Origin of the sequence: Dyella japonica (genome assembly GCF_040545895.1) — a bacterium.
Lineage (GTDB): Bacteria > Pseudomonadota > Gammaproteobacteria > Xanthomonadales > Rhodanobacteraceae > Dyella > Dyella japonica_D.
Genome location: NZ_JBEPMU010000001.1, coordinates 1179948 through 1200473, shown reverse-complemented (window position 1 = coordinate 1200473; position 20526 = coordinate 1179948). Strand labels below are relative to the sequence as shown.

At 65.1% G+C, this 20526-nt stretch carries 23 protein-coding genes; 9 read left to right on the top strand and 14 right to left on the bottom strand.

Annotated elements, in window-relative coordinates; translation table 11 throughout:
• Nucleotides 1-73: 73 nt before the first annotated feature.
• On the top strand, nucleotides 74-949 hold the full coding sequence (locus ABIC75_RS05255) for a cytochrome c oxidase assembly protein (RefSeq protein WP_354012791.1): 876 nt from the start codon (nucleotides 74-76) through the stop codon (nucleotides 947-949).
• Here the strand turns inward: ABIC75_RS05255 and ABIC75_RS05250 are convergent.
• Nucleotides 946-1407 carry a copper chaperone PCu(A)C gene (locus ABIC75_RS05250; RefSeq protein WP_354012790.1) on the bottom strand — a complete coding sequence of 154 codons (462 nt, stop codon included), beginning with the start codon at nucleotides 1405-1407 and terminating at the stop codon, nucleotides 946-948. The genes ABIC75_RS05255 and ABIC75_RS05250 overlap by 4 nt on opposite strands.
• The gene (locus ABIC75_RS05245; protein WP_354012789.1) at nucleotides 1404-2042 is read right to left on the bottom strand and encodes an SCO family protein; all 639 of its coding nucleotides are present in this window, start codon (nucleotides 2040-2042) and stop codon (nucleotides 1404-1406) included. Before ABIC75_RS05245 ends, ABIC75_RS05250 begins: the two co-directional genes overlap by 4 nt.
• Before the next feature lie 60 nt (nucleotides 2043-2102).
• Between ABIC75_RS05245 and ABIC75_RS05240 the strand changes: the two genes are divergently transcribed.
• Entirely contained in the window at nucleotides 2103-2489 is a 387-nt protein-coding gene (locus tag ABIC75_RS05240) for a DUF423 domain-containing protein (RefSeq protein ID WP_354012788.1), read from the top strand.
• A gap of 6 nt (nucleotides 2490-2495) precedes the next feature.
• Here ABIC75_RS05240 and ABIC75_RS05235 read toward each other — a convergent pair whose 3' ends face one another.
• From ABIC75_RS05235 to ABIC75_RS05215, 5 genes are all read right to left on the bottom strand, one after another.
• Entirely contained in the window at nucleotides 2496-2960 is a 465-nt protein-coding gene (locus tag ABIC75_RS05235) for a DUF1203 domain-containing protein (protein ID WP_354012787.1), read from the bottom strand.
• A 117-nt stretch (nucleotides 2961-3077) separates the two neighbouring features.
• On the bottom strand, nucleotides 3078-3281 hold the full coding sequence (locus tag ABIC75_RS05230) for a hypothetical protein (RefSeq protein WP_354012786.1): 204 nt from the start codon (nucleotides 3279-3281) through the stop codon (nucleotides 3078-3080).
• A 100-nt stretch (nucleotides 3282-3381) separates the two neighbouring features.
• Nucleotides 3382-3573 (bottom strand): Arc family DNA-binding protein, encoded by a 192-nt coding sequence (locus tag ABIC75_RS05225; protein WP_354012785.1) that lies wholly within the window; start codon nucleotides 3571-3573, stop codon nucleotides 3382-3384.
• Nucleotides 3563-4438, bottom strand: coding sequence for an SPFH domain-containing protein (locus ABIC75_RS05220; protein ID WP_354012784.1), 876 nt, complete (start codon nucleotides 4436-4438; stop codon nucleotides 3563-3565). The genes ABIC75_RS05225 and ABIC75_RS05220 overlap by 11 nt, the downstream gene beginning before the upstream one ends.
• A gap of 60 nt (nucleotides 4439-4498) precedes the next feature.
• Nucleotides 4499-5992: a transglutaminase-like domain-containing protein gene (locus tag ABIC75_RS05215; protein WP_354012783.1), complete on the bottom strand. Its 1494-nt coding sequence runs from the start codon at nucleotides 5990-5992 to the stop codon at nucleotides 4499-4501.
• A gap of 145 nt (nucleotides 5993-6137) precedes the next feature.
• On the opposite strand from ABIC75_RS05215, the gene purT reads away from it, so the two are divergent.
• Nucleotides 6138-7319 carry a formate-dependent phosphoribosylglycinamide formyltransferase gene (purT, locus tag ABIC75_RS05210; RefSeq protein WP_354012782.1) on the top strand — a complete coding sequence of 394 codons (1182 nt, stop codon included), beginning with the start codon at nucleotides 6138-6140 and terminating at the stop codon, nucleotides 7317-7319.
• A gap of 126 nt (nucleotides 7320-7445) precedes the next feature.
• Nucleotides 7446-8966 (top strand): FMN-binding glutamate synthase family protein, encoded by a 1521-nt coding sequence (locus tag ABIC75_RS05205; RefSeq protein WP_354012781.1) that lies wholly within the window; start codon nucleotides 7446-7448, stop codon nucleotides 8964-8966.
• Between the two features lie 33 nt (nucleotides 8967-8999).
• Here ABIC75_RS05205 and ABIC75_RS05200 read toward each other — a convergent pair whose 3' ends face one another.
• The 4 genes from ABIC75_RS05200 to ABIC75_RS05185 form a co-directional block, all read right to left on the bottom strand.
• Nucleotides 9000-9710 carry an arginyltransferase gene (locus ABIC75_RS05200; RefSeq protein WP_354012780.1) on the bottom strand — a complete coding sequence of 237 codons (711 nt, stop codon included), beginning with the start codon at nucleotides 9708-9710 and terminating at the stop codon, nucleotides 9000-9002.
• A 78-nt stretch (nucleotides 9711-9788) separates the two neighbouring features.
• Nucleotides 9789-10181: a putative signal transducing protein gene (locus ABIC75_RS05195; RefSeq protein ID WP_354012779.1), complete on the bottom strand. Its 393-nt coding sequence runs from the start codon at nucleotides 10179-10181 to the stop codon at nucleotides 9789-9791.
• Nucleotides 10182-10272: 91 nt separating this feature from the next.
• Nucleotides 10273-11136, bottom strand: coding sequence for an acyl-CoA thioesterase II (gene tesB, locus ABIC75_RS05190; protein WP_354012778.1), 864 nt, complete (start codon nucleotides 11134-11136; stop codon nucleotides 10273-10275).
• 56 nt (nucleotides 11137-11192) lie between these two features.
• Complete coding sequence (locus tag ABIC75_RS05185; RefSeq protein WP_354012777.1) at nucleotides 11193-11759, bottom strand: N-acetylmuramoyl-L-alanine amidase; 567 nt, start codon at nucleotides 11757-11759, stop codon at nucleotides 11193-11195.
• Nucleotides 11760-11838: 79 nt separating this feature from the next.
• Here ABIC75_RS05185 and ABIC75_RS05180 point away from each other — a divergent pair, with 79 nt between their 5' ends.
• The 5 genes from ABIC75_RS05180 to egtD all read left to right on the top strand — a co-directional run bounded on the left by ABIC75_RS05180 (nucleotide 11839) and on the right by egtD (nucleotide 17519).
• Nucleotides 11839-12363, top strand: a complete 525-nt coding sequence (locus ABIC75_RS05180; protein WP_354012776.1) for an alpha/beta hydrolase — start codon at nucleotides 11839-11841, stop codon at nucleotides 12361-12363.
• Nucleotides 12360-14555 (top strand): bifunctional 23S rRNA (guanine(2069)-N(7))-methyltransferase RlmK/23S rRNA (guanine(2445)-N(2))-methyltransferase RlmL, encoded by a 2196-nt coding sequence (gene rlmKL / locus ABIC75_RS05175; RefSeq protein WP_354012775.1) that lies wholly within the window; start codon nucleotides 12360-12362, stop codon nucleotides 14553-14555. The genes ABIC75_RS05180 and rlmKL overlap by 4 nt, the downstream gene beginning before the upstream one ends.
• 128 nt (nucleotides 14556-14683) lie before the next feature.
• Nucleotides 14684-15037: a hypothetical protein gene (locus ABIC75_RS05170; RefSeq protein ID WP_354012774.1), complete on the top strand. Its 354-nt coding sequence runs from the start codon at nucleotides 14684-14686 to the stop codon at nucleotides 15035-15037.
• Nucleotides 15038-15279: 242 nt separating this feature from the next.
• Nucleotides 15280-16533 (top strand): ergothioneine biosynthesis protein EgtB, encoded by a 1254-nt coding sequence (gene egtB / locus ABIC75_RS05165; protein ID WP_354012773.1) that lies wholly within the window; start codon nucleotides 15280-15282, stop codon nucleotides 16531-16533.
• Nucleotides 16530-17519: an L-histidine N(alpha)-methyltransferase gene (gene egtD, locus ABIC75_RS05160; RefSeq protein ID WP_354012772.1), complete on the top strand. Its 990-nt coding sequence runs from the start codon at nucleotides 16530-16532 to the stop codon at nucleotides 17517-17519. The genes egtB and egtD overlap by 4 nt, the downstream gene beginning before the upstream one ends.
• A 48-nt stretch (nucleotides 17520-17567) precedes the next feature.
• Here the strand turns inward: egtD and ABIC75_RS05155 are convergent, their stop codons facing one another.
• The 3 genes from ABIC75_RS05155 to ABIC75_RS05145 are packed head-to-tail and all read right to left on the bottom strand — an operon-like array spanning nucleotide 17568 to nucleotide 20132.
• Complete coding sequence (locus tag ABIC75_RS05155; protein ID WP_354012771.1) at nucleotides 17568-18722, bottom strand: calcium:proton antiporter; 1155 nt, start codon at nucleotides 18720-18722, stop codon at nucleotides 17568-17570.
• A 12-nt stretch (nucleotides 18723-18734) separates the two neighbouring features.
• Nucleotides 18735-19154 (bottom strand): VOC family protein, encoded by a 420-nt coding sequence (locus tag ABIC75_RS05150; RefSeq protein ID WP_354012770.1) that lies wholly within the window; start codon nucleotides 19152-19154, stop codon nucleotides 18735-18737.
• A 60-nt stretch (nucleotides 19155-19214) separates the two neighbouring features.
• Nucleotides 19215-20132 (bottom strand): LysR family transcriptional regulator, encoded by a 918-nt coding sequence (locus tag ABIC75_RS05145; RefSeq protein WP_354012769.1) that lies wholly within the window; start codon nucleotides 20130-20132, stop codon nucleotides 19215-19217.
• Nucleotides 20133-20526: the final 394 nt, after the last annotated feature.

Sequence of the window (20526 nt, the reverse complement as noted above, 5' to 3'; positions counted from 1 at the left end):
GTTTATGCCGTGGATGCTGCTGCGGCCGCGCGTATGATGGGCAGTCGCCACTGATTCGGTCCGGGTACGTTCGATGATGGCAAGCGTGCTCAAGTGGATCGTGCCCTGGGAGTTTTCCTGGGTTTTCCTGCTGGGCTTCATCGCCTGTGGTGTGCTGTATGCGCGCGGTTCCCGCCGCTTGCAGGTGAGCTTCGGCCGCCGCCTGTCGTTCTGGATCGGCATGGCGTTGATCTACGTGTCATTGCACACGTACCTGGATTACTTCTTCGAGCATGAGTTCTTCATGCATCGCATCCAGCAGATCGTGCTGCACCATTTGGCGCCTCTGCTGATCATTGCTTCGTATCCCGGCACCGTGCTGCACAAGGGCTTGCCGTTCTCGTGGCGGCTGCGCGTGCTGCGGCCGGTTCGCGCGTCGATGCCATGGCGCATGGCGAGCGCGGTGTGGTGCAACCCGGCCGTGGCCACGGTGTTGTTCGTGGCCTTTATCCTGATCTGGCTGGTGCCGGCGATGCAGACGCTGGCGATGCTGGACTGGCGCATCTATCGGTTCATGAACTGGTCGATGCTGGCCAGTGGCTTCACCTACTGGTGGCTGGTGCTCGACCATCGTCCGCGTCCGCCGGGACGCATGACGCCGGGTATCCGTGTGTTGTCGCCCGGCATCACCATGACGCCGCAGATCCTGGCCGGCGCCATCGTTACTTTCTCCAAGACCGATCTGTATCCGATCTTCGAAATCTGCGGTCGCGCCTTCACCTTCAACGTGCTCACGGCGCAACTGGTGGGCGGCGTGATCATGTGGGTGCCGGCGGCGCTCATCGAATCCATCGGCGCTTTGTTGGCCATGCGCCAATGGCTGAGGCTTTCGCGCAGCGGTCGCATACGTCGCAAGCCGTGGCCCACGCGACAAGCGCGCGCCGCGTCGCCTTCTCGCGAAGGTGCTTAGTCGCTGAGGCCGCTGGCGTTGGCGGGACGCGCGACGAAGTCGGTGTCCAGCGTGCTGCCGTCGCCGAAGGTGAGCGTCACCTTGATCTTGTCGCCGATCTTCACCGGCGAAGTGGCTTTCATCAGCATCAGGTGATAGCCGCCGGGCGAGAGTTCGACCTTGCCATGCGCGGGAATGGCCAGATCGTCCACCATCGACATGCGGCTGACGCCGCCTTCGCTGCTGCTTTGATGCAGCATGGCGCTCGCATAGCTGGCGCTGTGCGCGCTGCGCAGGCTTGCCGCCTGGTCGCCGGTATTTTCCAGCGTGACGTAGGCGCCGGCGGGAAGGTCGCCAGGCAGCACGCGGATCCAGGCACCGCTGGCGCGAACGTGCTGTGCTTCGGTGGCATGCAGGCCCGCCATCGACAGCAGGCCCGCGACAAGCAGGGGCAGGGTGCGGGTGAAACGCAGGCTCATGAACGGGCTCCCAGGCTGAGCAGCAGATGCAGGTCGTGCACCATCTGGTCCTGCGAGTTGCTCGGCGTCGACAGCAGGCGTGCCTTGCCGGTGCTGTCGAACAGGTAGATGGCCGAACTGTGGCTCACTTCGTACTGGCCGTCAGCGCGATCAGGCTCGCGCGTGAAGGCTGAGCGGTAGCGCTTGCTCAGCGCCTCGATCTCGCGAGCCGGGCCCGACAAGCCAACGGCGCGCGGATCAAACGCGTTGACGTAGGCATGCATGATCTCGGGCGTATCGCGCGCAGGGTCCACGCTGACGAACAGGATGCGCGCGCCATCGGCCAGCGGTCCCAGTCGCTGCATCACCACGTGCAATTGCGCGAGCGTCAGAGGGCAGACGTCGGGACAATGCGTGTAGCCGAAATAGAGCAGCACCACTTTGCCGCGATAGTCCTGGGCGGTCACCTTCGTGCCGTGATCGTCGACCAGCTGGAAATCCAGGTCGGGCATATGGCCGGTGACATTGGTCAATTGCCATTCGATGCCGTCGTCGCGATGACAACCGGCCAGCATCACGATGCCGAGTACCAGCATCAGCAGTATCAGCCAGCGGCGGGTGCGACAAAGCGTCGTGCGAGAATCGATGGGAATCATCGCGGCAGCATACGACACTGGCCACCCGGCCGGCGCGTGGCAAATCGAGGAGCAGAGGGCATGCGACAACCTGACCGAGCGACCGGCCTGCTGGTCGGACTGGCCGGCGCCAGCGCTGTCGTGCTCGGCGCCTTTGGCGCGCACGCGTTAAGCAACGTGCTCGACGCCCGCGGCATCGAGCTATGGCACACCGCAGTGAGCTACCACTTCTGGCACGTCCTTGCCCTGGTGTTCGCCGTGATGGCGGCTGCGGGTCGCGCACGACGCATCGCCATCGCTGCGTTCGCCATGGGCATCGTGGTTTTCTGCGGCAGCCTCTACGCGTTGGCGCTGGGCGCGCCGCGCTGGTTCGGTGCGATCACGCCGCTGGGCGGCGTGGCCTTCATCGTGGGCTGGATCGCATTGGGCGTCGCGCTGGCTGCCAAGGCAAGTCGCGACGCTCGCTGATGCAGATCAGGCGCGGTCCACGCGGGCTGCGTAGCAACCGTACCGTGCGTTGTGCACGTGCAGGTAGGCGATTTTCCGGTTGTCGAACAGACGGTCAATCAACGACTCGAGCTCCGTGCCCGGCGTCACGTCCGCATCGAGCAGCATGCCTTGGTCGTCGAAGCCGCGCACCGAGAGCAGGCGGCGGCGCAGCTGTTCCGGCACGTCGTTGGCGCGGTCGTATTGCTCTTCGCCTTCGCGGACGAAAATGGCATAGGTGGAGCGATACGGCGAATCCGCCGGCTGGTGCTCGTAGTTCACCAGGATCAGCGTCTGGCCGCGTTTGGCGTCGGTCAGGCTGATGCGGCACGGAAAGCCGCTGTCACTGTCGGCCACCATGCGAACGGCGCGACGCTCTGCCAGCGCTTCGTCGGAGAGAGAGAACAGTTCAGCAAACGGTTCGGCGGGCAGGCCGGAAATGCGAAAAGACATGGGATGGGCTCCGTGGACTCGACGGAGTCCAGTTTCGCGCCGGCCACATGGCGGCGACATCCGTTTCTTGCGCCATCGGATCTGGCCGCATACGCGCCGCGGCGCACCATCACCGCCTCAATCGACGCGGAACACCTGCACGGATTCGCATTCCGGGCAGCGGTAGCTCTGCAGTCCCACGTCCTGTTCCTCGGACCATTTCAGGGCTTCCCTGGGCAGCGAGTCGTCGGGCTCCATCTCGATGCTGGCGCCCGTGCGGGAGCAGGCATCGCACAACACGGGGCCGTCGGGCAGCGGGCGATAGGTTGGGCTGTTGGCCATGGCAGTTCTCCGGGACATCGCGGGTCGTGGAGAAGCGAAGCTAGCGCCGGTGTCGTGCAGGTTGCGTCGAAGCGGGATAAACGCGGTGGCCTTGCACGCGTCATTCGGTGTCGTCGTCCTGCACCGGTTCGGAGCTATCGCGCTTGAGGCGTCCCTGCTTGCGCAAGGCTTCGCGCAGAACGAACTCGATCTGCGCATTGACGCTGCGCAGATCATCATCGGCCCAGCGCTGCATGGCTTCGAGCACGGCAGCGCTGATTCTCAGCGGATACGCTTTTTTCTCAGCCGCCATAGAGCGTGCCGGCATTCACCACCGGTTGCGTGGCGCGATCGCCGCACAGCACCACCAGCAGGTTGCTGACCATGGCCGCCTTGCGCTCTTCGTCCAGCTCCACCACGCCTTGCTGCTTGAGCTTGTCCAGCGCCATCGCCACCATGCCCACGGCACCTTCGACGATGCGTTCGCGCGCCGCCACGATGGCGCTGGCCTGCTGGCGCTGCAGCATGGCCTGCGCAATTTCCTGGGCGTAGGCGAGGTGACTGATGCGTGCCTCGATGACGCGCACGCCGGCCTTTTCAAGGCGCGCCTGGATTTCATCGCGCAGGTGGTTGTTGATCACTTCGCCGTGGCTGCGCAAGGCGGGCTTGCCGTCGTCGTGCGCATCATAGGGATAGTTCTGCGCCATCTGGCGCAGCGCCGACTCGCTCTGGATGTTCACGAAATTTTCGTAATCGTCCACGCAGAACACGGCCTCGGCGGTATCGACCACCTCCCACACCACCACGGCGGCGATCTCGATGGGGTTGCCGTCGCTGTCGTTGACCTTGAGCTTGCCGCTTTCGAAGTTGCGCACGCGCAGCGAGACGCGGCGGCGGCTGCAGAACGGGTTGGTCCAGCGCAGGCCTTCCTCGCGCACGGTGCCGTGGTATTTGCCGAACAACTGCAAGACCTGGCCTTCGTTCGGGGCGACCTGGAAGAAACCCTTCGCCATGAACACCGCGAGCACGTGGGTGAGGATGCCCAGGGCGAGCGCGCCGAACACCGACGCCTGGTGCACCAGCCCGTAGCCTTCCAGGGCCAGGCCGATCAGGCCGAGAAGAAGCACGAAGAAGATGGTGGGGATGCCGGCGGTCGAAAAGCCTTGCTGTTCGTTCATGGGTGGTCCTCCCTGGGTGTGCTTATTAGATATCAAAATGATATCTTTCTCAAGGAGGGCTCAATTCCGGGTCGCGACGGCGCCCCCTGTGACGGTGGCTGCCTGCTCCGGCGCCGCGCCGACCTGGGCAATGCGCATCTGGCCGAACAAGCTGGTCAGGTTGAAGAAGTGCCAGGGGTCGCCGTCGCCGCTGTCCAGGGCGATGTGGGCGCTGTCGAAGTGGCCGAGGGCGGCGTCGAAGCTTTGCCAGCGGCCATGGACCCAGGCCTGCACCCAGGCGTGCGGCACGAACACCTGGCGGCTGTCGCCGTAATGGTCGGCGTAGACCATGCCGGTAACCACACGCGCCGGGATGTGCTGCGCCCGCGCCAGGGCGGCCAGCAGCACCGCGTGTTCCTTGCAGTCGCCTGCGCGCATGCGCACGATCTCCACCGCCGAGGCGTAGCCGATGTCGCGGCTATGGGGTTCGATGTAAGCGCTCACGAAGTCGCGCAACTGGATCATCTTCTGCTGGTCGTCCTCGGCACCGACCACGGCCTGTGCGGCCAACACGCGAACCTCCGGCGCGTCGGATTGCACCCAGGCATTGGCCTGGGTGTCCTCTGGCGTCGGCGGTGCCTGTCCACCGGGCACCGCGTTGCCCACGTCCACCAGCCAGTTGCCGCCACCCAGCCGGGTGACGCGCTGTTCGTCGGTGGCGATCACCGGTTGCGCGTCCCCGTCGGCGACGTGGATGACGTAACGCAGGAAGCCCTGGCGCATCGAACGGGACAGGCTTTGCGGCGAATCGACCATCGAGGCGCGCAGCATGTCGATGTTCTCCACCGGCGCGAGCGCGCAGGCCTGGCTGCACGCCAGCATGTCCAGCGGATGGCCGAGCATGTCCAGCGAACCCTTGCGCGTCTCGCCGCGGTCGTTGACCCATAGATCCATGCGCTGCGCGCCGCGCGGCGTCTGCAGTATTTCGCGCTGGTGGTTCAGCGTCTCGTCGCCGCCAGGCAGTGAGACGCGTTCATTGCCCAGCACTTCGATGTCCACGGTGGCCACATCCTGGCTGGCGGGGTCGAACAGGCTCAGCGCGTAGTGGCCGCCGCGGCTGGCGGCGCCGGCCATGGCCTGGCGCTGGCCGTCGCTGAGCAGGGCGCCCGTGGGCCACGACAGCGTGGACTGGCTGGCAAGGCCGGCCACCGTGGTGGTGACGGCGTAACGGCCATCGGCCAGGCGCCGCCCATCGACCGTGCTGTCGGAGGTGGAGAGCGTGCTTCGCGAATAGAAACCCAGCGGCTGGCTGTCGAGCGTTTCGATGCTGCGCGTGAGTACGGCCATGGGAATGGTCTTGCCGTTGCGGTTGATCTCGATCTGCAGATCCTGCGTGGTGGTGACGACCTTGCCGTCGTTCACCCGGTCGATGCGCAGGTGGCCAATGCGGCGACCGGCCAGCAGCACGCTCATCCACGTGGTGTCGCTGGACACGCGCGCCACGGTCCCGGCCACGAGGCTGGGTGAGGGAATGAGCGCGAGCGCCATCCATAGCGCGGCAAGCCACTTGCGCATAGGTCGCTCCGTGGGGACGGTGACGCCTACAGTCAATGCCGGTCGATGTGATTCGTCAATGGAATTTGCGTGATGACGAACGATGCGTGGCGCGATCTTCGAAAGGCCCGCTTACAATGGCGCTTTGCCACCTCCGGAGACACCGATGAAGCCGTTTGGCACGCCTTATTCCGATCATGCGCTGCGCGTGCTGCTGCTGGGTTCGGGTGAACTGGGCAAGGAGGTGGCCATCGAGTTGCAGCGCTATGCGGTGGAGGTGATCGCCGTGGATCGCTACGCCCACGCGCCGGCCATGCAGGTAGCGCATCGCAGCCACGTGATCGACATGCTGGACGGCGCCGCGCTGCGTGCGCTCATTGCGCAGGAGAAGCCCGATCTGGTGGTGCCGGAGATCGAGGCCATCCACACGCCCACGCTGATCGAACTGGAGAAGGAAGGCTTGCGCGTCATCCCGACCGCGCGCGCCGCCTGGCTCACCATGGACCGCGAGGGCATCCGCCGCCTCGCCGCCGAAGAACTCAAGCTGCCCACCTCGCGTTACCGCTTCTGCGACACCGAGGCCGAATACCGCGAGGCCGTCGCCAGCATCGGCCTGCCGTTTGTGATCAAGCCGGTGATGAGTTCCTCCGGCAAGGGCCAGAGCGTGGTGCGCCAGGAAAGCGAGCTGCAGCACGCGTGGGATTACGCGCAATCGGGCGGCCGTGCCGGCAAGGGTCGGGTGATCGTCGAGGGCTTCGTCGATTTCGACTACGAAATCACCTTGCTCACCGTGCGCCACAAGGACGGCGTCAGCTTTTGCGCGCCGATCGGCCATCGCCAGGAAGACGGCGACTATCGCGAGTCGTGGCAGCCGCAACCGATGAGCGCCGTTGCGTTGGAAGAAGCCCAGCGGCAGGCCGCCGCCATCACCGGCGCACTGGGCGGCTGGGGCGTGTTTGGCGTGGAGTTCTTCGTCAAGGGCGACAGCGTGATCTTCTCGGAAGTGAGCCCGCGTCCGCACGACACCGGCCTGGTGACGCTGATTTCGCAAGACCTTTCGGAATTCGCGCTGCACGCGCGCGCGATCCTCGGCCTGCCGATTCCCGTGATTCGCCAGCTTGGCCCGTCGGCCTCGTGCGCGGTGCTGGTGGAAGGCGACGGCGAGGCGCCGCAGTACCACGACATAGCCGACGCCCTGAAGGAGCCGGACACGCAGCTGCGCATCTTCGGCAAGCCGGCGGTGAAAGGGCGTCGCCGCATGGCGGTGACGCTTGCGCGTGACGAGAACGTGGAAGCGGCGAAGGCCAAGGCCATCCGCGCGGCCAGGCGCATTCGCGTCACGTTGTAATGCTCCGCAGAGGAGCATGAAAGGAACGGCGCAGTATCTTTGACCGAGGAGCGGGTGCGCGGAACGGATCGTCCCAGCGCCCGCATCATGTGACCTGCAAGACGCTGCACAAACGGAGAGACCTTGATGCAATCGACAGGCTTTGCTCACTGGCTGGTCGTGGTGGTGGAAACCTTCGCGGCCCTGTTTCTCCTGCTGTTGGTGCTGCTGGTCGTGGTGATTGCCGTGGTCTGGCTGGTGGACCGCAACCAGACCAGCAACTCGGTGCTGCGCAACTTCCCGGTCATCGGCCACTTCCGCTACTGGTTCCTGCACTTGGGCGAGTTCTTCCGCCAGTACCTGTATTCCAGTGACCGCGAGGAATTGCCGTTCAACCGCGCACAACGCATGTGGGTGTATCGCGCGGCCAAGAACGTGGACAACACCAATGCGTTCGGCTCCACCCGCGACCTGCGCGGCGAAGGCGTGCCGTTCTTCGTCAATGCGCCGTTTCCCGCGCTGGGCGAAAAGCACGTCGAGCCGCTGCCGGTGACGCTGGGGCCGTATTCGCGCGAACCGTATTCGCACGCGGCGTTCTTCAACATCTCGGCGATGAGTTTCGGCGCGCTGTCCGCGCAAGCGGTACGCGCGTTGTCGCACGGTGCGAAGAAGGCCGGCATCTGGATGGACACGGGCGAGGGCGGTCTTGCGCCGTATCACCTGGAAGGCGGCTGCGACATCATCTTCGAGATCGGCACGGCCAAGTACGGCGTGCGCACACCCGATGGCAAGCTTGATGACCAGAAGCTGCTGGACATCTGCGCGCACAAGCAGGTGAAGATGGTCAGCATCAAGCTCGGCCAGGGCGCCAAGCCCGGCATGGGTGGCTTGTTGCCGGCAGCCAAGGTCACGCCGGAAATCGCTGCCATCCGTGGCATTCCCGTGGGCCAGGATTCGCAGAGTCCCAATCGTCACCTCGACATCGGCAACGTGCAGGAGCTGATGGATGCCATCCACCACATCCGCGAACTCACCGGTAAACCCGTGGGCTTCAAGGCGGTGTTCGGCGGTGTGGACTGGATTGCCGACCTGTGCGACGAAGTGAGCAAGCGCGGCATCGAAAGCGCGCCGGACTTCATCATCGTCGACGGTTCGGAAGGCGGCACCGGCGCGGCGCCGCAAACGCTGATGGAAGGCGTGGGCCTGCCATTGCACGAAGCCTTGCCGGCGCTGGTTGATCTGCTGGTGGTGAAGGGACTGCGAGAGCGCATCAAGGTGATCTGCTCGGGCAAATGCATCACGGCGTACGACGTGGCGTGGGCGCTGTCGATGGGCGCGGACTTCGTCAATTCCGCACGCGGCTTCATGCTATCGCTGGGTTGCATCCAGTCGTTGCAGTGCAATCGCAACACCTGTCCCACCGGCATCACCACGCAGAACCCCAAGCTGCAACGCGGACTGGTGGTGGCCGACAAGAGCGAGCGCGTGGCGAACTACGCCACCAACGTGATGCATGAGGTCGGCATCATCGCGCACAGCTGCGGCGTGGACGAACCGCGCCAGCTCAACCGCACGCATTGCCGCGTGGTGGGCGACGACGGTATTTCCGTGCCGCTGGTGAAGCTGTATCCGTATCCGGTGGTGCCGAGGGCGACGTCGCACGCCTGAGGCGCGGCGCGCCAGCCACGCCGATGCGGGAACTCAGGGCTCCTGCATTTCCGCCCAGCCTTCGCTGGTGCGGATCTGCATGGGGCGAAACTTGCGCTTGTAATCCATCTTCGGATGGCCGGCGATCCAGAAACCGAGATAGATCCACGGCAGACCACGGCGCTTGGCCAGCGCGACCTGCTGCAGGATCGCGAACGTGCCCAGGCCACGCGCGGTTTCCTCGGGCTCGTAGAACGTATAGACGGCCGAAAGACCTTGCTGGCAGACGTCCGTCACGGCCACGCCGAGCAGGCGCGAACCCTGGCGGAATTCCAGGAACATGGTGGGACTCCACGGCGCGGTGAGGAAGCGGCGGAAGTCGCTCGCGTCGGCCTCGTCCATGCCGCCGCCCGGATGGCGCTGGCGCAGGTAGCGTTCGTAGAGCGCATGGCGTTCGGCGTTGTAGCCGGCCATCGACTCGATGACCTGCAGATCCTCATTACGCTTGAGGCAGCGGCGCTGGCTGCGATCGGGCGTGAAGCGCTCCACGTCGATGCGGCACGGCGTGCAGGCACGGCAGCTGGTGCAGTAGGGGTAATAGAGGTGTCCACCCGCGCGTCGGAAGCCGCGTTCGAGCGCGGGACCATAGAGCTGGTCCAGCTGCGGGGCGGCGGGATCGATCACGAGGTTCTGTGCCGTGCGCTCGGCAAAGTAGCCGCAGGCGTGCGGCAGGGTTTGGAAGAGGCGGACACGGTCAGAGCGCATGGCCTGATTCTATGTCCGGTCTGCTTCACTGTGTCAGTAGGAAAAACCTGATATAGCGACTGGCCGGCCCTGATTCAGTCAGATGACACCCATGTAACGCAGCATCAGGACCACAAAAGCACCAGCCACGGCCAATATGACAATCCGGCGCACCCGGGTAGCCACGCTCTGGCGCTTCATGTCCGGGGTGGGGTTGCGGGCCAGTGCCAGCTCCTCGCCGTGGCGCACCACCGGCTCGATGCCCAGCTCCTTGAGCAGGGCGCGGGCGCGGGTGTAGTCGTCGGCCCGGGTCACCCATACCTGGGCCCAGTTGTCGCGGTTTTCCTGGCGCTGCGAGTAGCTGAAGCGCTGGTAGGTCTGGCGCTTGTAGTTGGAGCGGTTCTCGATGGTGCACTCGATACCCTGCTCGTTGAGCAGGGCAAAGACGCGATCGATATTTTCCTGGCGGGGCGAGGTATAGAGCTGACGCATAAGGAAACCTTGATTCGCCGGGCGGGCAGGTGCGGGAATGGCTGGCCGTCAGGGATCGGCCAGTCCGATATTACTACGGTGGTCCCGCGCCTCAGCCGCGCAGGCGGATCAGGCCTTCCTGGGCGGTCGAGGCAACCAGGCGGCCGTCGCGGGTGAAGATCTGGCCGCGCGCCAGGCCGCGGGAGCCCTGGGCGGTCGGGCTGTCGAACGAGTACAGCAGCCATTCGTCCACGCGGAACGGGCGATGGAACCACAGCGCATGGTCCAGGCTCGCCATCTGCACGTTGTGCGTGTAGTACGAAATGCCGTGGGGCAGGGTGGCGGTGCCGATCAGGTTGAAGTCCGAGGCATAGGCCAGCAGCGAACGCTGCAGCATCGGCGAATCGCTGACCGGCGCGGTCAGGCGGAACCAGATGTGTTGGATCGGCGGCCGCTTGGTGGGATGCAGCTTGTCCTGCGGCCATACGTGGCGGAATTCGAAGGGCGCGTCCACGCCCAGCCAGCGCTGCAGCTTCTCCGGCAGCTTGGCCAACTGCTCCGGCGGCACGGCCTGCATCGGCTCGATGTCCTCGGGCATCGGCACTTCGGGCATCGACGATTGATGCTCGAAGCCCGTTTCCGGCACCTGGAACGAAATCGAGCCGTTGAGGATGGGCTGGCCGTGCTGGATGGCCACCACGCGGCGCGAAGAGAAGGTGCCGCCGTCGCGGGTGCGTTCCACGCTGTAGACGATGGGTGCATTGATGTCGCCCGCGCGCAGGAAATAAGCGTGCAGCGAATGGGCTTCGCGATCCGCGTCCACGGTGCGCTGGGCGGCGGACAACGCCTGGCCCAGCACCTGGCCGCCGAACACGAAATGCGTGCCGATATCCCGGCTCTGGCCGCGGAACAGGTTGTCCTCCAGACGCTCGAGTTCGAGCAGGTCGACGAGTTCGCGGACGTGGTTTTCCGTCATGGACGTACAAAGCTCGGGAGGAGTGGCCGGCAATTATAGCTGGCGCCCCGGTGGCTTCATCGACGGGGCGCGGTGATCCGCTCCAGTCCACTGCCTTCGAGCACTTCCGGCCAGGGAAACAGCGGGCCGGGATCGAGCTTGCGCGGCACGTCCAGCGCCGGATCGTTGCTGGCCGGCAGCCGCGCCGTATCCAGGTCTTCGTGGCCGGCGATCAGGTGCAGGTGCGGGTAGTCCCGTCGCAGCTGGGCCAGAAGGGCGCTCAGGGAGGCGATCTGGGCCGGCGTGTAGGGCTCGGTCATGGTCTGGCGGCGCGAATCCCACCAGTCCGGATAGCGACCGAGGTTCACCAGCTCGATGCCGATGGAGTTGGGGTTGTGGCCACGCACGTGGTTGGCCACGCGGGTGCCCGGCACATACTGGTAAATGCTGCCGTCCCGGTCGATGTAGAAATGGCCGCTGGCGCCAGCGCCGCTCTCGTACAGCACCCGTTCGCCGTACTCGCGGGCCATGCCGAGGTCCGGCAACTCGGTGCAATGGATCACCACCATTTCCACCGCGCTGGCCGGGCGTTCGGGCAGAAGGGACACGTAGGGCAGGGGCTGGTCGATGATGGCGATGGGCATGGTCGGCAGTCTAACGACCGTGGCGTAGGACGTCGCCTGCTACGATGCGCGGCCTGAGGACGCAGTAGTGGAGACCGCGATGAGCGGCCAGATCATTCTTTCGCACGGCTCGGACTCCGGTCCGGACGCCACCAAGGTCAGCGTGCTGGCCGCCTTCGCCGAATCCCTGGGCTGGAAAACCCAGCGTCCGGACTATCGCAGCGACGACCTGCCGGGCTATGCCGGCTCGGTCGATCCGCGCGTGCAGCGCCTGCTTGCCGCCATCGATGCGGTCGACACGCCGCCGGTGCTGGTCGGCTCCAGCATGGGCGCCTTCGTTTCCGGTCTGGCCTCCTTGCAGCGCCCGGTAGCCGGCCTGTTCCTGCTCGCCACGCCCAGCGAGATCCCTGGCTACCGCCAGGCGTTCGACATGGCCGACGGCGTGCCCGCGCTGCTCTACCACGGCTGGCGCGATGATGTTTGCCCGCCCGAAGGCATCATTGCCTTCGCCGGGCGCCGCCGCCTGCCCCTGGTCGTGGTCGATGACGACCATCGACTGAGCGACAGCGTGGAACGCATCGTCGAACAGTTCGGCCTGTTCCTCACTTCACTGGCAGCCGCATGAGCGCTTTCTTCGCCACCTGTCCCAAGGGGCTCGAATATCTGCTGCGCGACGAACTGGTCGCGCTCGGTGCGGGCGACGTGCGCGAAGCGCTGGCCGGCGTGCATTTCTCCGGCACGCTGGAAACCGCGTACCGCGCCTGCCTGTGGTCGTGCCTCGCCAGCCGCGTGCTGATGCCGCTGGCCGAATTCGATGCCGCCACCGACGACGCGCTTTATGCCGGCGTGCAATCCATCGACTGGTCCGCGCACCTTGCCTCGCATGCCACCCTGGCGGTGGACGCCAACTCGGCGCAGAGCAAGCTGACCCACAGCCAGTTCATCGCGCAGCGCGTGAAGGACGCCGTGGTCGACCAGTTCCGCCAGCGCGATGGTTCGCGTCCCGGCGTGGATACCGACGAGCCGGACGTGCGCATCAACCTGCGCCTGCGTCGTGACCGTGCGACGCTCTCGCTCGACCTGGCCGGCGCGCCGCTGCACCGTCGAGGTTGGCGCGAGGTGCAGGGCGAAGCACCGCTGAAGGAAAACCTCGCCGCGGCGATGCTGTTGCGCGCGCGCTGGCCTGAGACCTATGCCGAAGGCGGCGCGCTGCTTGATCCCATGTGCGGCTCGGGCACGTTGCTGATCGAAGGCGCCTGGATGGCCGCCGACGTCGCGCCGGGCCTGCACCGCGAGTACTACGGTTTCCTCGGCTGGGCGCAGCACGACATTGCCGTGTGGCGCGGCCTGTTGGAAGAAGCACGCCAGCGCGCCGACACCGGCTTGCGCGCATTGCGCAGCTGCTTCTTCGGCAGCGATGCGGACCCGCGCATGGTGCAGACGGCCAAGCGCAATGCGCAGGAAGCGGGCGTGTCCGGTTTCCTCACGCTGGACAAGCACGACGCCACGCATGTGTCGCCGCCGCCCGGTTACACGCGCGGCCTGGTGATCACCAACCCGCCTTATGGTGAGCGTCTTGGTGATCGCGTGGAAATGCCGCGCCTCTATCGCGCCCTGGGCGAAACGTTGCGCGAGCGCTTTGCCGGCTGGCGCGCTGCCGTGCTGGCGGGCGATGCGGAACTGGGCAAGGCCATTCCGCTGCGCGCCGAAAAGAAGTACGCGCTCTACAACGGTGCGTTGGAAACGCAGCTGCTCGTGTTCGAATTGCACGCGCGCAGCGAAACGCCGCGCGAGGTGAAGCCGCTCTCCGAAGGCGCGCAGATGCTGCGCAACCGGCTGGAGAAAAACCTGCGCCACCTGCGCAAGCGACTGGAACGCGAAGACATTCATTGCTGGCGCGCCTACGACCAGGACCTGCCCGAATACGCCGCCGCCATCGACGTCTATGGCAGGGAGGGCGCCGAGCCCTGGCTGCACGTGCAGGAATACCGCGCGCCTGCGGAGATTCCCGTGGAGACCGCGCGCCACCGCCTGCGCGAGATCGTGCGCGTGGCCGGTGAGGTGCTGGGCGTGCCGCGCGACCGCATCGCATTGAAGACGCGCGAACGCGGCAAGGGCGGTTCCAAGTACGGCCAGTTCGACCAGCGCGGCGAGTTCGTCGAAGTGGCCGAAGGCGGCCTGCGCTTCCTGGTGAACCTCACCGATTACCTGGACACCGGCCTGTTCATCGATCACCGCCTGGTGCGCGCCAAGCTGCGCGAGCTGGCCTCGGGCCGGCGCTTCCTCAACCTGTTCGCCTATACCGCCACGGCCAGCGTGTACGCGGCGGCGGGCGAGGCGCGCGACACCACCAGCGTGGATCTCTCGGCCACCTACCTGGACTGGGCCTCTCGCAATCTTGCGCTCAACGGATTCACCGGCGGCAAGCATCGGCTGATGCAGGCGGACGCCATGACGTTCCTCAGGCAGGACAAGGAACGCTATGGACTGATCTATGTCGATCCGCCGACCTTCTCCAACTCCAAGCGCGCGGAAGACTTCGACGTCCAGCGCGATCACGCGGCCTTGTTGCTGGCCTGTGCCGAGCGTCTTTCCAGCGATGGCGTGATCGTGTTTTCGAACAATTTCCGGCGCTTCAAGCTGAACCATGAGGCATTGGCTGAACGGTTCATCATCGAGGACTGGAGCGCTCCCAGCATCCCGTTCGACTTCACCCGCCGCTCGGATATCCACGGCTGCTGGCTGCTGCGCCTGCACCCGCAGGAATCGCCTTGGGGCGACAGTGTGAACTACGTCAGGAACAAGGGGCGTCGTTAAGCATTTTCACGCTTTCTACTCAGTCCGGATTCAGCGCAAAAGTCACAGCATTGATCCCGGCAAAGAGCGATAGAAGGCACGGTCGAATCCTTCTGTCGGAATCAAGCCTCCCTTGGGAGACAAACCTCATGAATAAGACGAAGATTTCCACCATCAAGCGCGTTGCGGTGGCTGCGGCCATGGTCGTTGGCTGTGTCGCCGTTGCCCCGGCGTTCGCAGGCCACGTCAGCTTGAACGTGGGCATCGGTCTGCCGGTCGCGGGCGTGGGTTACTACGCACCGGCCCCGGTGGTGTACGCACCGCCTCCGCCGGTCTACTACGCGCCGGCTCCAGTGGTCTACGGTGGCCCCGTCTACGGTGGCCCGGTGGTTTACCCGGCCGTGGGCGCAGCAGTAGTCGTGGGCGGCCATCCTGGCTACTACCATCGCGGTGGCGGTTACTACTATCGCGGCGGTTACCGTTACTACGGTCACGGTCACTGATCAGCCAGCGTTCGTCGCTACCAAGAGACCCGGCCTTTGTGCCGGGTTTCTTTTTGCAGCGCGGTAACGATGGCGGCAACTCGGCAAGCCGCGTCGTCAACTATCCCCCATCCTCGCATCACACCTTTTGAACGTTCCGTCCGGCATCGTGCGCGAATGTCACGGCGCACTGGTCACGGTATGGGTGTTCAAGGAATGACCGGCACGGCCGGCGTCGGCGTCACCCCATTCGGGAGGTCGCGATGACGTTGGCGCATTCGGCCGCGCAAGCCGAGGCGCTGACGCTGCGGTTCCGGAGAATCCGTTCCCGCAGCATGGCCCTGTGTGCTTCGCTCACGCCTGAAGACATGATGGTGCAATCGATGCCGGACGCCAGTCCGACGAAGTGGCATCTTGCCCATACCACCTGGTTCTTCGAACGGTTCGTGCTTGAGCGCGATCCCGCGTACCGTTCGCCGCATCCGGAGTGGAACTACCTGTTCAACTCCTACTACCAGTCCGTCGGGCCGATGCATGCGCGTCCGCGTCGGGGCCTGCTGTCGCGTCCGGGTGCCGCGCAGATACGCGACTATCGGGAGCGCGTGGACGAGGCCATCGGCGAATGGCTGTCGCGTGGCATGGACGCCACCACGATGGGCATCGTCGAGCTGGGACTGGAGCACGAACAGCAGCACCAGGAGCTGCTGCTCACCGACATCAAGCATGCGTTCTTCATCAACCCGCTGCTGCCTGCGTATACGGCGCCGCTGGCGTCGTCCTCAGCGACCACTTCCGTGCCGATGACCTTCATTGCGGGACGGGAAGGCATTGTGGAGATGGGCCACCCGGGCACCGGGTTTGCCTTTGACAACGAATCGCCCCGCCATCGCACGTTGCTACAGCCACACGCGCTGGCCAACCGGCCGGTCACCAATGCCGAGTACGCGGCCTTCGTGCGTGACGGCGGCTACAGCGAACCCTCGCTGTGGTTATCCGAAGGGTGGGACACCGTATGCCGCGAACAGTGGCAGCGGCCGTTCTACTGGCAGGAAGATCTCTCCAGCGAATTCACCCTGGCCGGCGTGCAGCCGATCGATCCGGATGCGCCGGTGAGCCATGTCAGCTACTTCGAAGCCGATGCCTTCGCCCACTGGGCCGGCGCACGGTTGCCCACCGAAGCGGAATGGGAAAACGCCGCCGCCGGCATGCCGGTGCAGGGCAACCTGCTCGATACGATGGCGTTCCATCCACAGGCCGCGACGGCCGGCGAAGGGATGCTGCAGATGTTCGGCGACGTGTGGGAGTGGACCGCCTCGCCCTATGTCAGCTATCCCGGCTTCCGTCCGCTGGCGGGTGCGCTGGGCGAATACAACGGCAAATTCATGAACGGACAGTGGGTGCTGCGCGGCGGTTCGTGCGCAACGCCACGCGAACACCTTCGCGCGACCTACCGGAATTTCTTTCCTCCCCATGCCCGCTGGCAATTCATGGGGATTCGCTTGGGACAGGACCGATGAGTGTGCAAGCTTCTTTCGATATCCGCGACGACGACCGCCGCCCGCCCGTCGATGACCTGCTCGGCATCGTGCAGCGCGGCCTGCGCGCGCGGCCCAAGCGATTGCCGTCGTGGTTGTTCTATGACGAACGCGGTTCGCAGTTGTTCGAGGCAATCTGCGAGCAGCCCGAGTACTACCTGACGCGCAGCGAGATCGCGCTGATGGACGCGCATGCGGGCGACATCGCCGACGTGCTCGGTCCGGACGTGCGCCTGGTGGAATATGGCAGCGGCAACGCCATCAAGACGCGCATGCTGCTCGAGCACCTCCATGCACCGGTGTCGTACGTGCCGGTGGAGATTTCCGCGGAGCCGCTGCGCAACAGCACGCAGGCCTTGAACTCGAGCTTCCCCGGCGTGCCGGTGCAGGCCTTGCATGCGGACTTCACGCGGCCACTGCGCCTGCCGATTCCGCCGCGTGCACCGCGCCGCACGGTGATCTATTTCCCCGGTTCCACCATCGGCAATTTCGAGGCGCGTGACGCCGCCGAGTTGCTGCGCAAGATGCGCGGCGAGATGGGCGACAACGGCGGCATCCTGATCGGTGCGGACCTGAAGAAGGACACCGCGACCATCGAGGCGGCCTACAACGACAAGGCCGGCGTCACCAGCGAGTTCACGCTCAACATGCTGGTGCGCCTGAATCGCGAGATCGGCAGCGACTTCGACCTGTCCAGCTTCCGCCACCGTGCGCACTACAACGCCATGGCCGGGCGCATCGAAACCTTCATCGTCAGCACGCGTGACCAGAAGGTTCGCGTGGGCAAGCAGCAGGTGAGCTTCACCGAGGAAGAGGCGATGCAAGTGGAATACAGCTGCAAGTATTCGCCCGAGGATTTCGCCGCGCTCGCCGGCAAGGCGGGGCTGGCCGTGACCCACGAATGGACCGATCCTCAAGGCATGTTCGCCGTCTACTACCTGATGCGCGCCGGCGCGCACGTCGCCTGAGCCGGGCAGGGCGCGCTTGTGCAGGAGCGCGCCCGTTCCGTGCCTTCGCTACGGACTGAACACCAGCACCAGGAACACCGCGAACATCGACAGATGTACCGCGCCTTCCAGCATCGTGGTGCGCCATCCCGAGAACGTCAGCGTGCTCAGTACCAGCGTCGAAGCGAGCAGCACGATGCTGGCCGGCGGCAGGCCCAGCACCACCGGCTTGCCGGTGAACAGGCCGATGGCTAACACCGCGGGCACGGTAAGGCCCACCGTCGATGCCGCGCCACCCAGGCAGAGATTGATCGCTCGGGTGAGCTGGTCGCGTCGAATGGCAATCAGCGCCGAGATGCCTTCGGGCGTGAATACCAGCATGGCGATGATCACGCCACCGAGCGCATGCGGTGCGCCTGTCGCTGCAATGCCGTAATCCAGCACCTTGGCGAGGCTCTTGGACAGGATCACGATCGGCAGGATGTTGACCAGCAGCAACACCAGATGGAAGGCCATCTCACCCTTGCGCGCGCGGCGCGGCGGCGGCGGCGGTTCTTCGGGCACGCTCTGGTCGATATCGGAGCGCGGCGCCACGAAATAGCCCTGGTGACGGCCCGTCTGCAACCACAGGAACAGGCCATAGAGACCGATGGTGAGGATGGAGAAACTCACCGCCTGCACTGTGGTCAGCGAGCCATCCGGCGTGGACGCGGTGAAGTTGGGCAGCACCAGCGCGATGGTGGCCAGTGGGATGATCACGGCGAGAAACGCGGAGGCACCGTGCAGGTTGTAGGCCTGCTCATGGTGACGAATGCCGCCGATCAGCAAGCCCAATCCCACCACGCCGTTCAACACGATCATCAACACCGCGTACATCGTGTCGCGCGCAAGCGTGGCGGTGTCTCCGGCGCCCAGCATCACGGCCGAGATCAGCACCACCTCGATCAGCACGATGGACAAGGTGAGCACCAGCGTGCCCACCGGTTCGCCCAGCAGGCCGGCAAGCTCCTCGGCCTCGTGCACTACGCCGAACGATCCCCACACGATCACCAGGAACAGCCACGCGAACAGTGACAGGCCGATGGCGTGGTTGCTCAGGTGCTGCATCCAGTCCGAACCGAAGATCAGGAACAACGCCACCGTGCCCCACGCGATGGCGGGGCGTATGAGCATCTTCGGGTTGAATATCGGTTGCCCTTCGGGGCGCGTCGAGTCGAGGCTCATGGTTTCTCCGGCTCAGGGTGCATCGCCCGGGATGCCGCCCCAATCGGCGGGGTCGACATCGGCAATGGATTGCGAAAACGTCCAGCGATGGCCGCCTAAGTCCACAAGGGAATACTGGCGCTCGCCATAAAAGTGATCGGTGGGTGGTTGCAGTATGCGTGCGCCGTTGCTGAGAGCGTGCGCGTGATGCTGATCGACATCGGCAACGTGCACCATCACGGCATGCGCCTGGTCTGCTGCGTGCGAGGCATCGTCACGTTCAGTGACCACGATGGATGCGCCTGCATAAATCAGCTGCACGCGGTGATCGCCGACGCGCAGGCGCTCACGGAAACCGAGCACATGGCACAGCCACGTCGCGGCGGCCACGACATCCGGGTAAGCCAGCTCGGGAATGATCACACCCGGCGGCATCGAGCGGTTGGTGATCATGCAACGTTCCCCTGAAGACGACGATGGAAAGAGGGTGGCAGGTTGCACGTCATGGCGTGCTCAGCCGGTGATCTCGATGCCGCGGACCAGCCGCTTGGCCAGTCGCGGCTGGCGCAGCTGCTCCAGCCACCACGACAACGCGCGGCCTTCCTGGTCGCCGCGCCACGCCACGTACAACACATTCGGCTCGCGTGGATCGGCCGTGCGCTTCTCGATCAGTTCGCCACGCTTGAGCAGGCCGGCAACGCGGTGGCGAGGCAGCCATCCCACACCGAGGTTTTCCCTTTGTGCATGGATCTTCGCGGCCATGCTCGGCACCGCGAGCGTGGCCTGTCCACCCAGCAGGCCATAGGCGCGCCCAGCCGAATTGCGCGACGAATCAGCCACCACCACGCTGCGATGGCGCATCACCACTTCGCGTTCAAGTGGCTCGGCAGCCTTGGCCAGCGGGTGTCGTGGCGATACGGCGAACACCCACTCCATCACCCCCAATTCGAACCAGCGCAGCTTGGGAATCGCCGGCGGCTCGTTGGTGGCGCCGATGATCAGATCGGCACGGCCATCGCGCAGTGCCTCCCACGTGCCGCCAAGCACTTCATGCGTCATGCGCAGTGCCACGCCCGATTGCAGCGCATCGAAGCTGCGTATGACGGGCGCGAGTATCTCGAATTCGAGGATTTCGTCGGTGACGATCCACAGCCGGTCTTCCCAGCCGCTGGCAATCTGCTTCACGCGCCGGCTGAGGCGCGAGACATCCTGCATCAGCCGCGCGGCTTCCAGCGCCAGCAACTGGCCGGCAGGCGTGAGTTGCAGGCGATAACGGCGGCGATCGAACAGCAGCGCATCGAAGCGCGTTTCCAGCTGGCGGGCCGCATGCGAAATGGTGGAGGGCGCCTTGCCAAGGCGAGCCGCGGCTCGCGAGAGGCTGCCGCTTTCCCGGATGGCTTCCAGCAGTGCCAGTTCATCCTCGGACAACATGTTCGGGCCTTTCGAACGAGTGTGAAGGGATGGTACGACAAGGTGCTGCGCTGGGTTTGGTTTTCCTTCGATGTTTTATCCGTGGATCGGGCGTGGAGGGCAATCTTGCCTCTCAATGTGGAAGTGCCCTGGTCTTCTTTTGCTCGTCATTCCTGCTGAGGCAGGAGGCGCTTCTCAACAGCCGAATGACTGGTCATCCAGTGACTTTGCGCTTGGTTGTCGCGGTACGGCGACCTGGTTCGCCTGCGGTGGGCTTCCGAACCGCTGCCGCGGTCCGGGTCACTTTTCTTTGCTTGCCCAAAGAAAAGTAACCACCGAGATGGTGGCAATGCCAAAAGAAAAGGCACCCCGGATGACGCGCCTTCCGTCCTGAGGACGGAAGGTACGCGAGCGG

What these genes read in the sequence shown, in the direction of transcription:
- ABIC75_RS05255 (WP_354012791.1), top strand. Translation starts at nt 74, where the DNA reads ATGATGGCAAGCGTGCTCAAGTGGATCGTGCCCTGGGAGTTTTCCTGG.
- ABIC75_RS05195 (WP_354012779.1), bottom strand. Translation starts at nt 10,181, where the DNA reads ATGCGTCAGCTCTATACCTCGCCCCGCCAGGAAAATATCGATCGCGTC.
- ABIC75_RS05240 (WP_354012788.1), top strand. Translation starts at nt 2,103, where the DNA reads ATGCGACAACCTGACCGAGCGACCGGCCTGCTGGTCGGACTGGCCGGC.
- ABIC75_RS05245 (WP_354012789.1), bottom strand. Translation starts at nt 2,042, where the DNA reads ATGATTCCCATCGATTCTCGCACGACGCTTTGTCGCACCCGCCGCTGG.
- rlmKL (WP_354012775.1), top strand. Translation starts at nt 12,360, where the DNA reads ATGAGCGCTTTCTTCGCCACCTGTCCCAAGGGGCTCGAATATCTGCTG.
- ABIC75_RS05145 (WP_354012769.1), bottom strand. Translation starts at nt 20,132, where the DNA reads ATGTTGTCCGAGGATGAACTGGCACTGCTGGAAGCCATCCGGGAAAGC.
- ABIC75_RS05215 (WP_354012783.1), bottom strand. Translation starts at nt 5,992, where the DNA reads ATGCGCAAGTGGCTTGCCGCGCTATGGATGGCGCTCGCGCTCATTCCC.
- ABIC75_RS05200 (WP_354012780.1), bottom strand. Translation starts at nt 9,710, where the DNA reads ATGCGCTCTGACCGTGTCCGCCTCTTCCAAACCCTGCCGCACGCCTGC.
- ABIC75_RS05155 (WP_354012771.1), bottom strand. Translation starts at nt 18,722, where the DNA reads ATGAGCCTCGACTCGACGCGCCCCGAAGGGCAACCGATATTCAACCCG.
- ABIC75_RS05205 (WP_354012781.1), top strand. Translation starts at nt 7,446, where the DNA reads ATGCAATCGACAGGCTTTGCTCACTGGCTGGTCGTGGTGGTGGAAACC.
- ABIC75_RS05235 (WP_354012787.1), bottom strand. Translation starts at nt 2,960, where the DNA reads ATGTCTTTTCGCATTTCCGGCCTGCCCGCCGAACCGTTTGCTGAACTG.
- ABIC75_RS05220 (WP_354012784.1), bottom strand. Translation starts at nt 4,438, where the DNA reads ATGAACGAACAGCAAGGCTTTTCGACCGCCGGCATCCCCACCATCTTC.
- ABIC75_RS05225 (WP_354012785.1), bottom strand. Translation starts at nt 3,573, where the DNA reads ATGGCGGCTGAGAAAAAAGCGTATCCGCTGAGAATCAGCGCTGCCGTG.
- ABIC75_RS05170 (WP_354012774.1), top strand. Translation starts at nt 14,684, where the DNA reads ATGAATAAGACGAAGATTTCCACCATCAAGCGCGTTGCGGTGGCTGCG.
- ABIC75_RS05180 (WP_354012776.1), top strand. Translation starts at nt 11,839, where the DNA reads ATGAGCGGCCAGATCATTCTTTCGCACGGCTCGGACTCCGGTCCGGAC.
- ABIC75_RS05230 (WP_354012786.1), bottom strand. Translation starts at nt 3,281, where the DNA reads ATGGCCAACAGCCCAACCTATCGCCCGCTGCCCGACGGCCCCGTGTTG.
- ABIC75_RS05185 (WP_354012777.1), bottom strand. Translation starts at nt 11,759, where the DNA reads ATGCCCATCGCCATCATCGACCAGCCCCTGCCCTACGTGTCCCTTCTG.
- tesB (WP_354012778.1), bottom strand. Translation starts at nt 11,136, where the DNA reads ATGACGGAAAACCACGTCCGCGAACTCGTCGACCTGCTCGAACTCGAG.
- egtD (WP_354012772.1), top strand. Translation starts at nt 16,530, where the DNA reads ATGAGTGTGCAAGCTTCTTTCGATATCCGCGACGACGACCGCCGCCCG.
- ABIC75_RS05250 (WP_354012790.1), bottom strand. Translation starts at nt 1,407, where the DNA reads ATGAGCCTGCGTTTCACCCGCACCCTGCCCCTGCTTGTCGCGGGCCTG.
- egtB (WP_354012773.1), top strand. Translation starts at nt 15,280, where the DNA reads ATGACGTTGGCGCATTCGGCCGCGCAAGCCGAGGCGCTGACGCTGCGG.
- ABIC75_RS05150 (WP_354012770.1), bottom strand. Translation starts at nt 19,154, where the DNA reads ATGATCACCAACCGCTCGATGCCGCCGGGTGTGATCATTCCCGAGCTG.
- purT (WP_354012782.1), top strand. Translation starts at nt 6,138, where the DNA reads ATGAAGCCGTTTGGCACGCCTTATTCCGATCATGCGCTGCGCGTGCTG.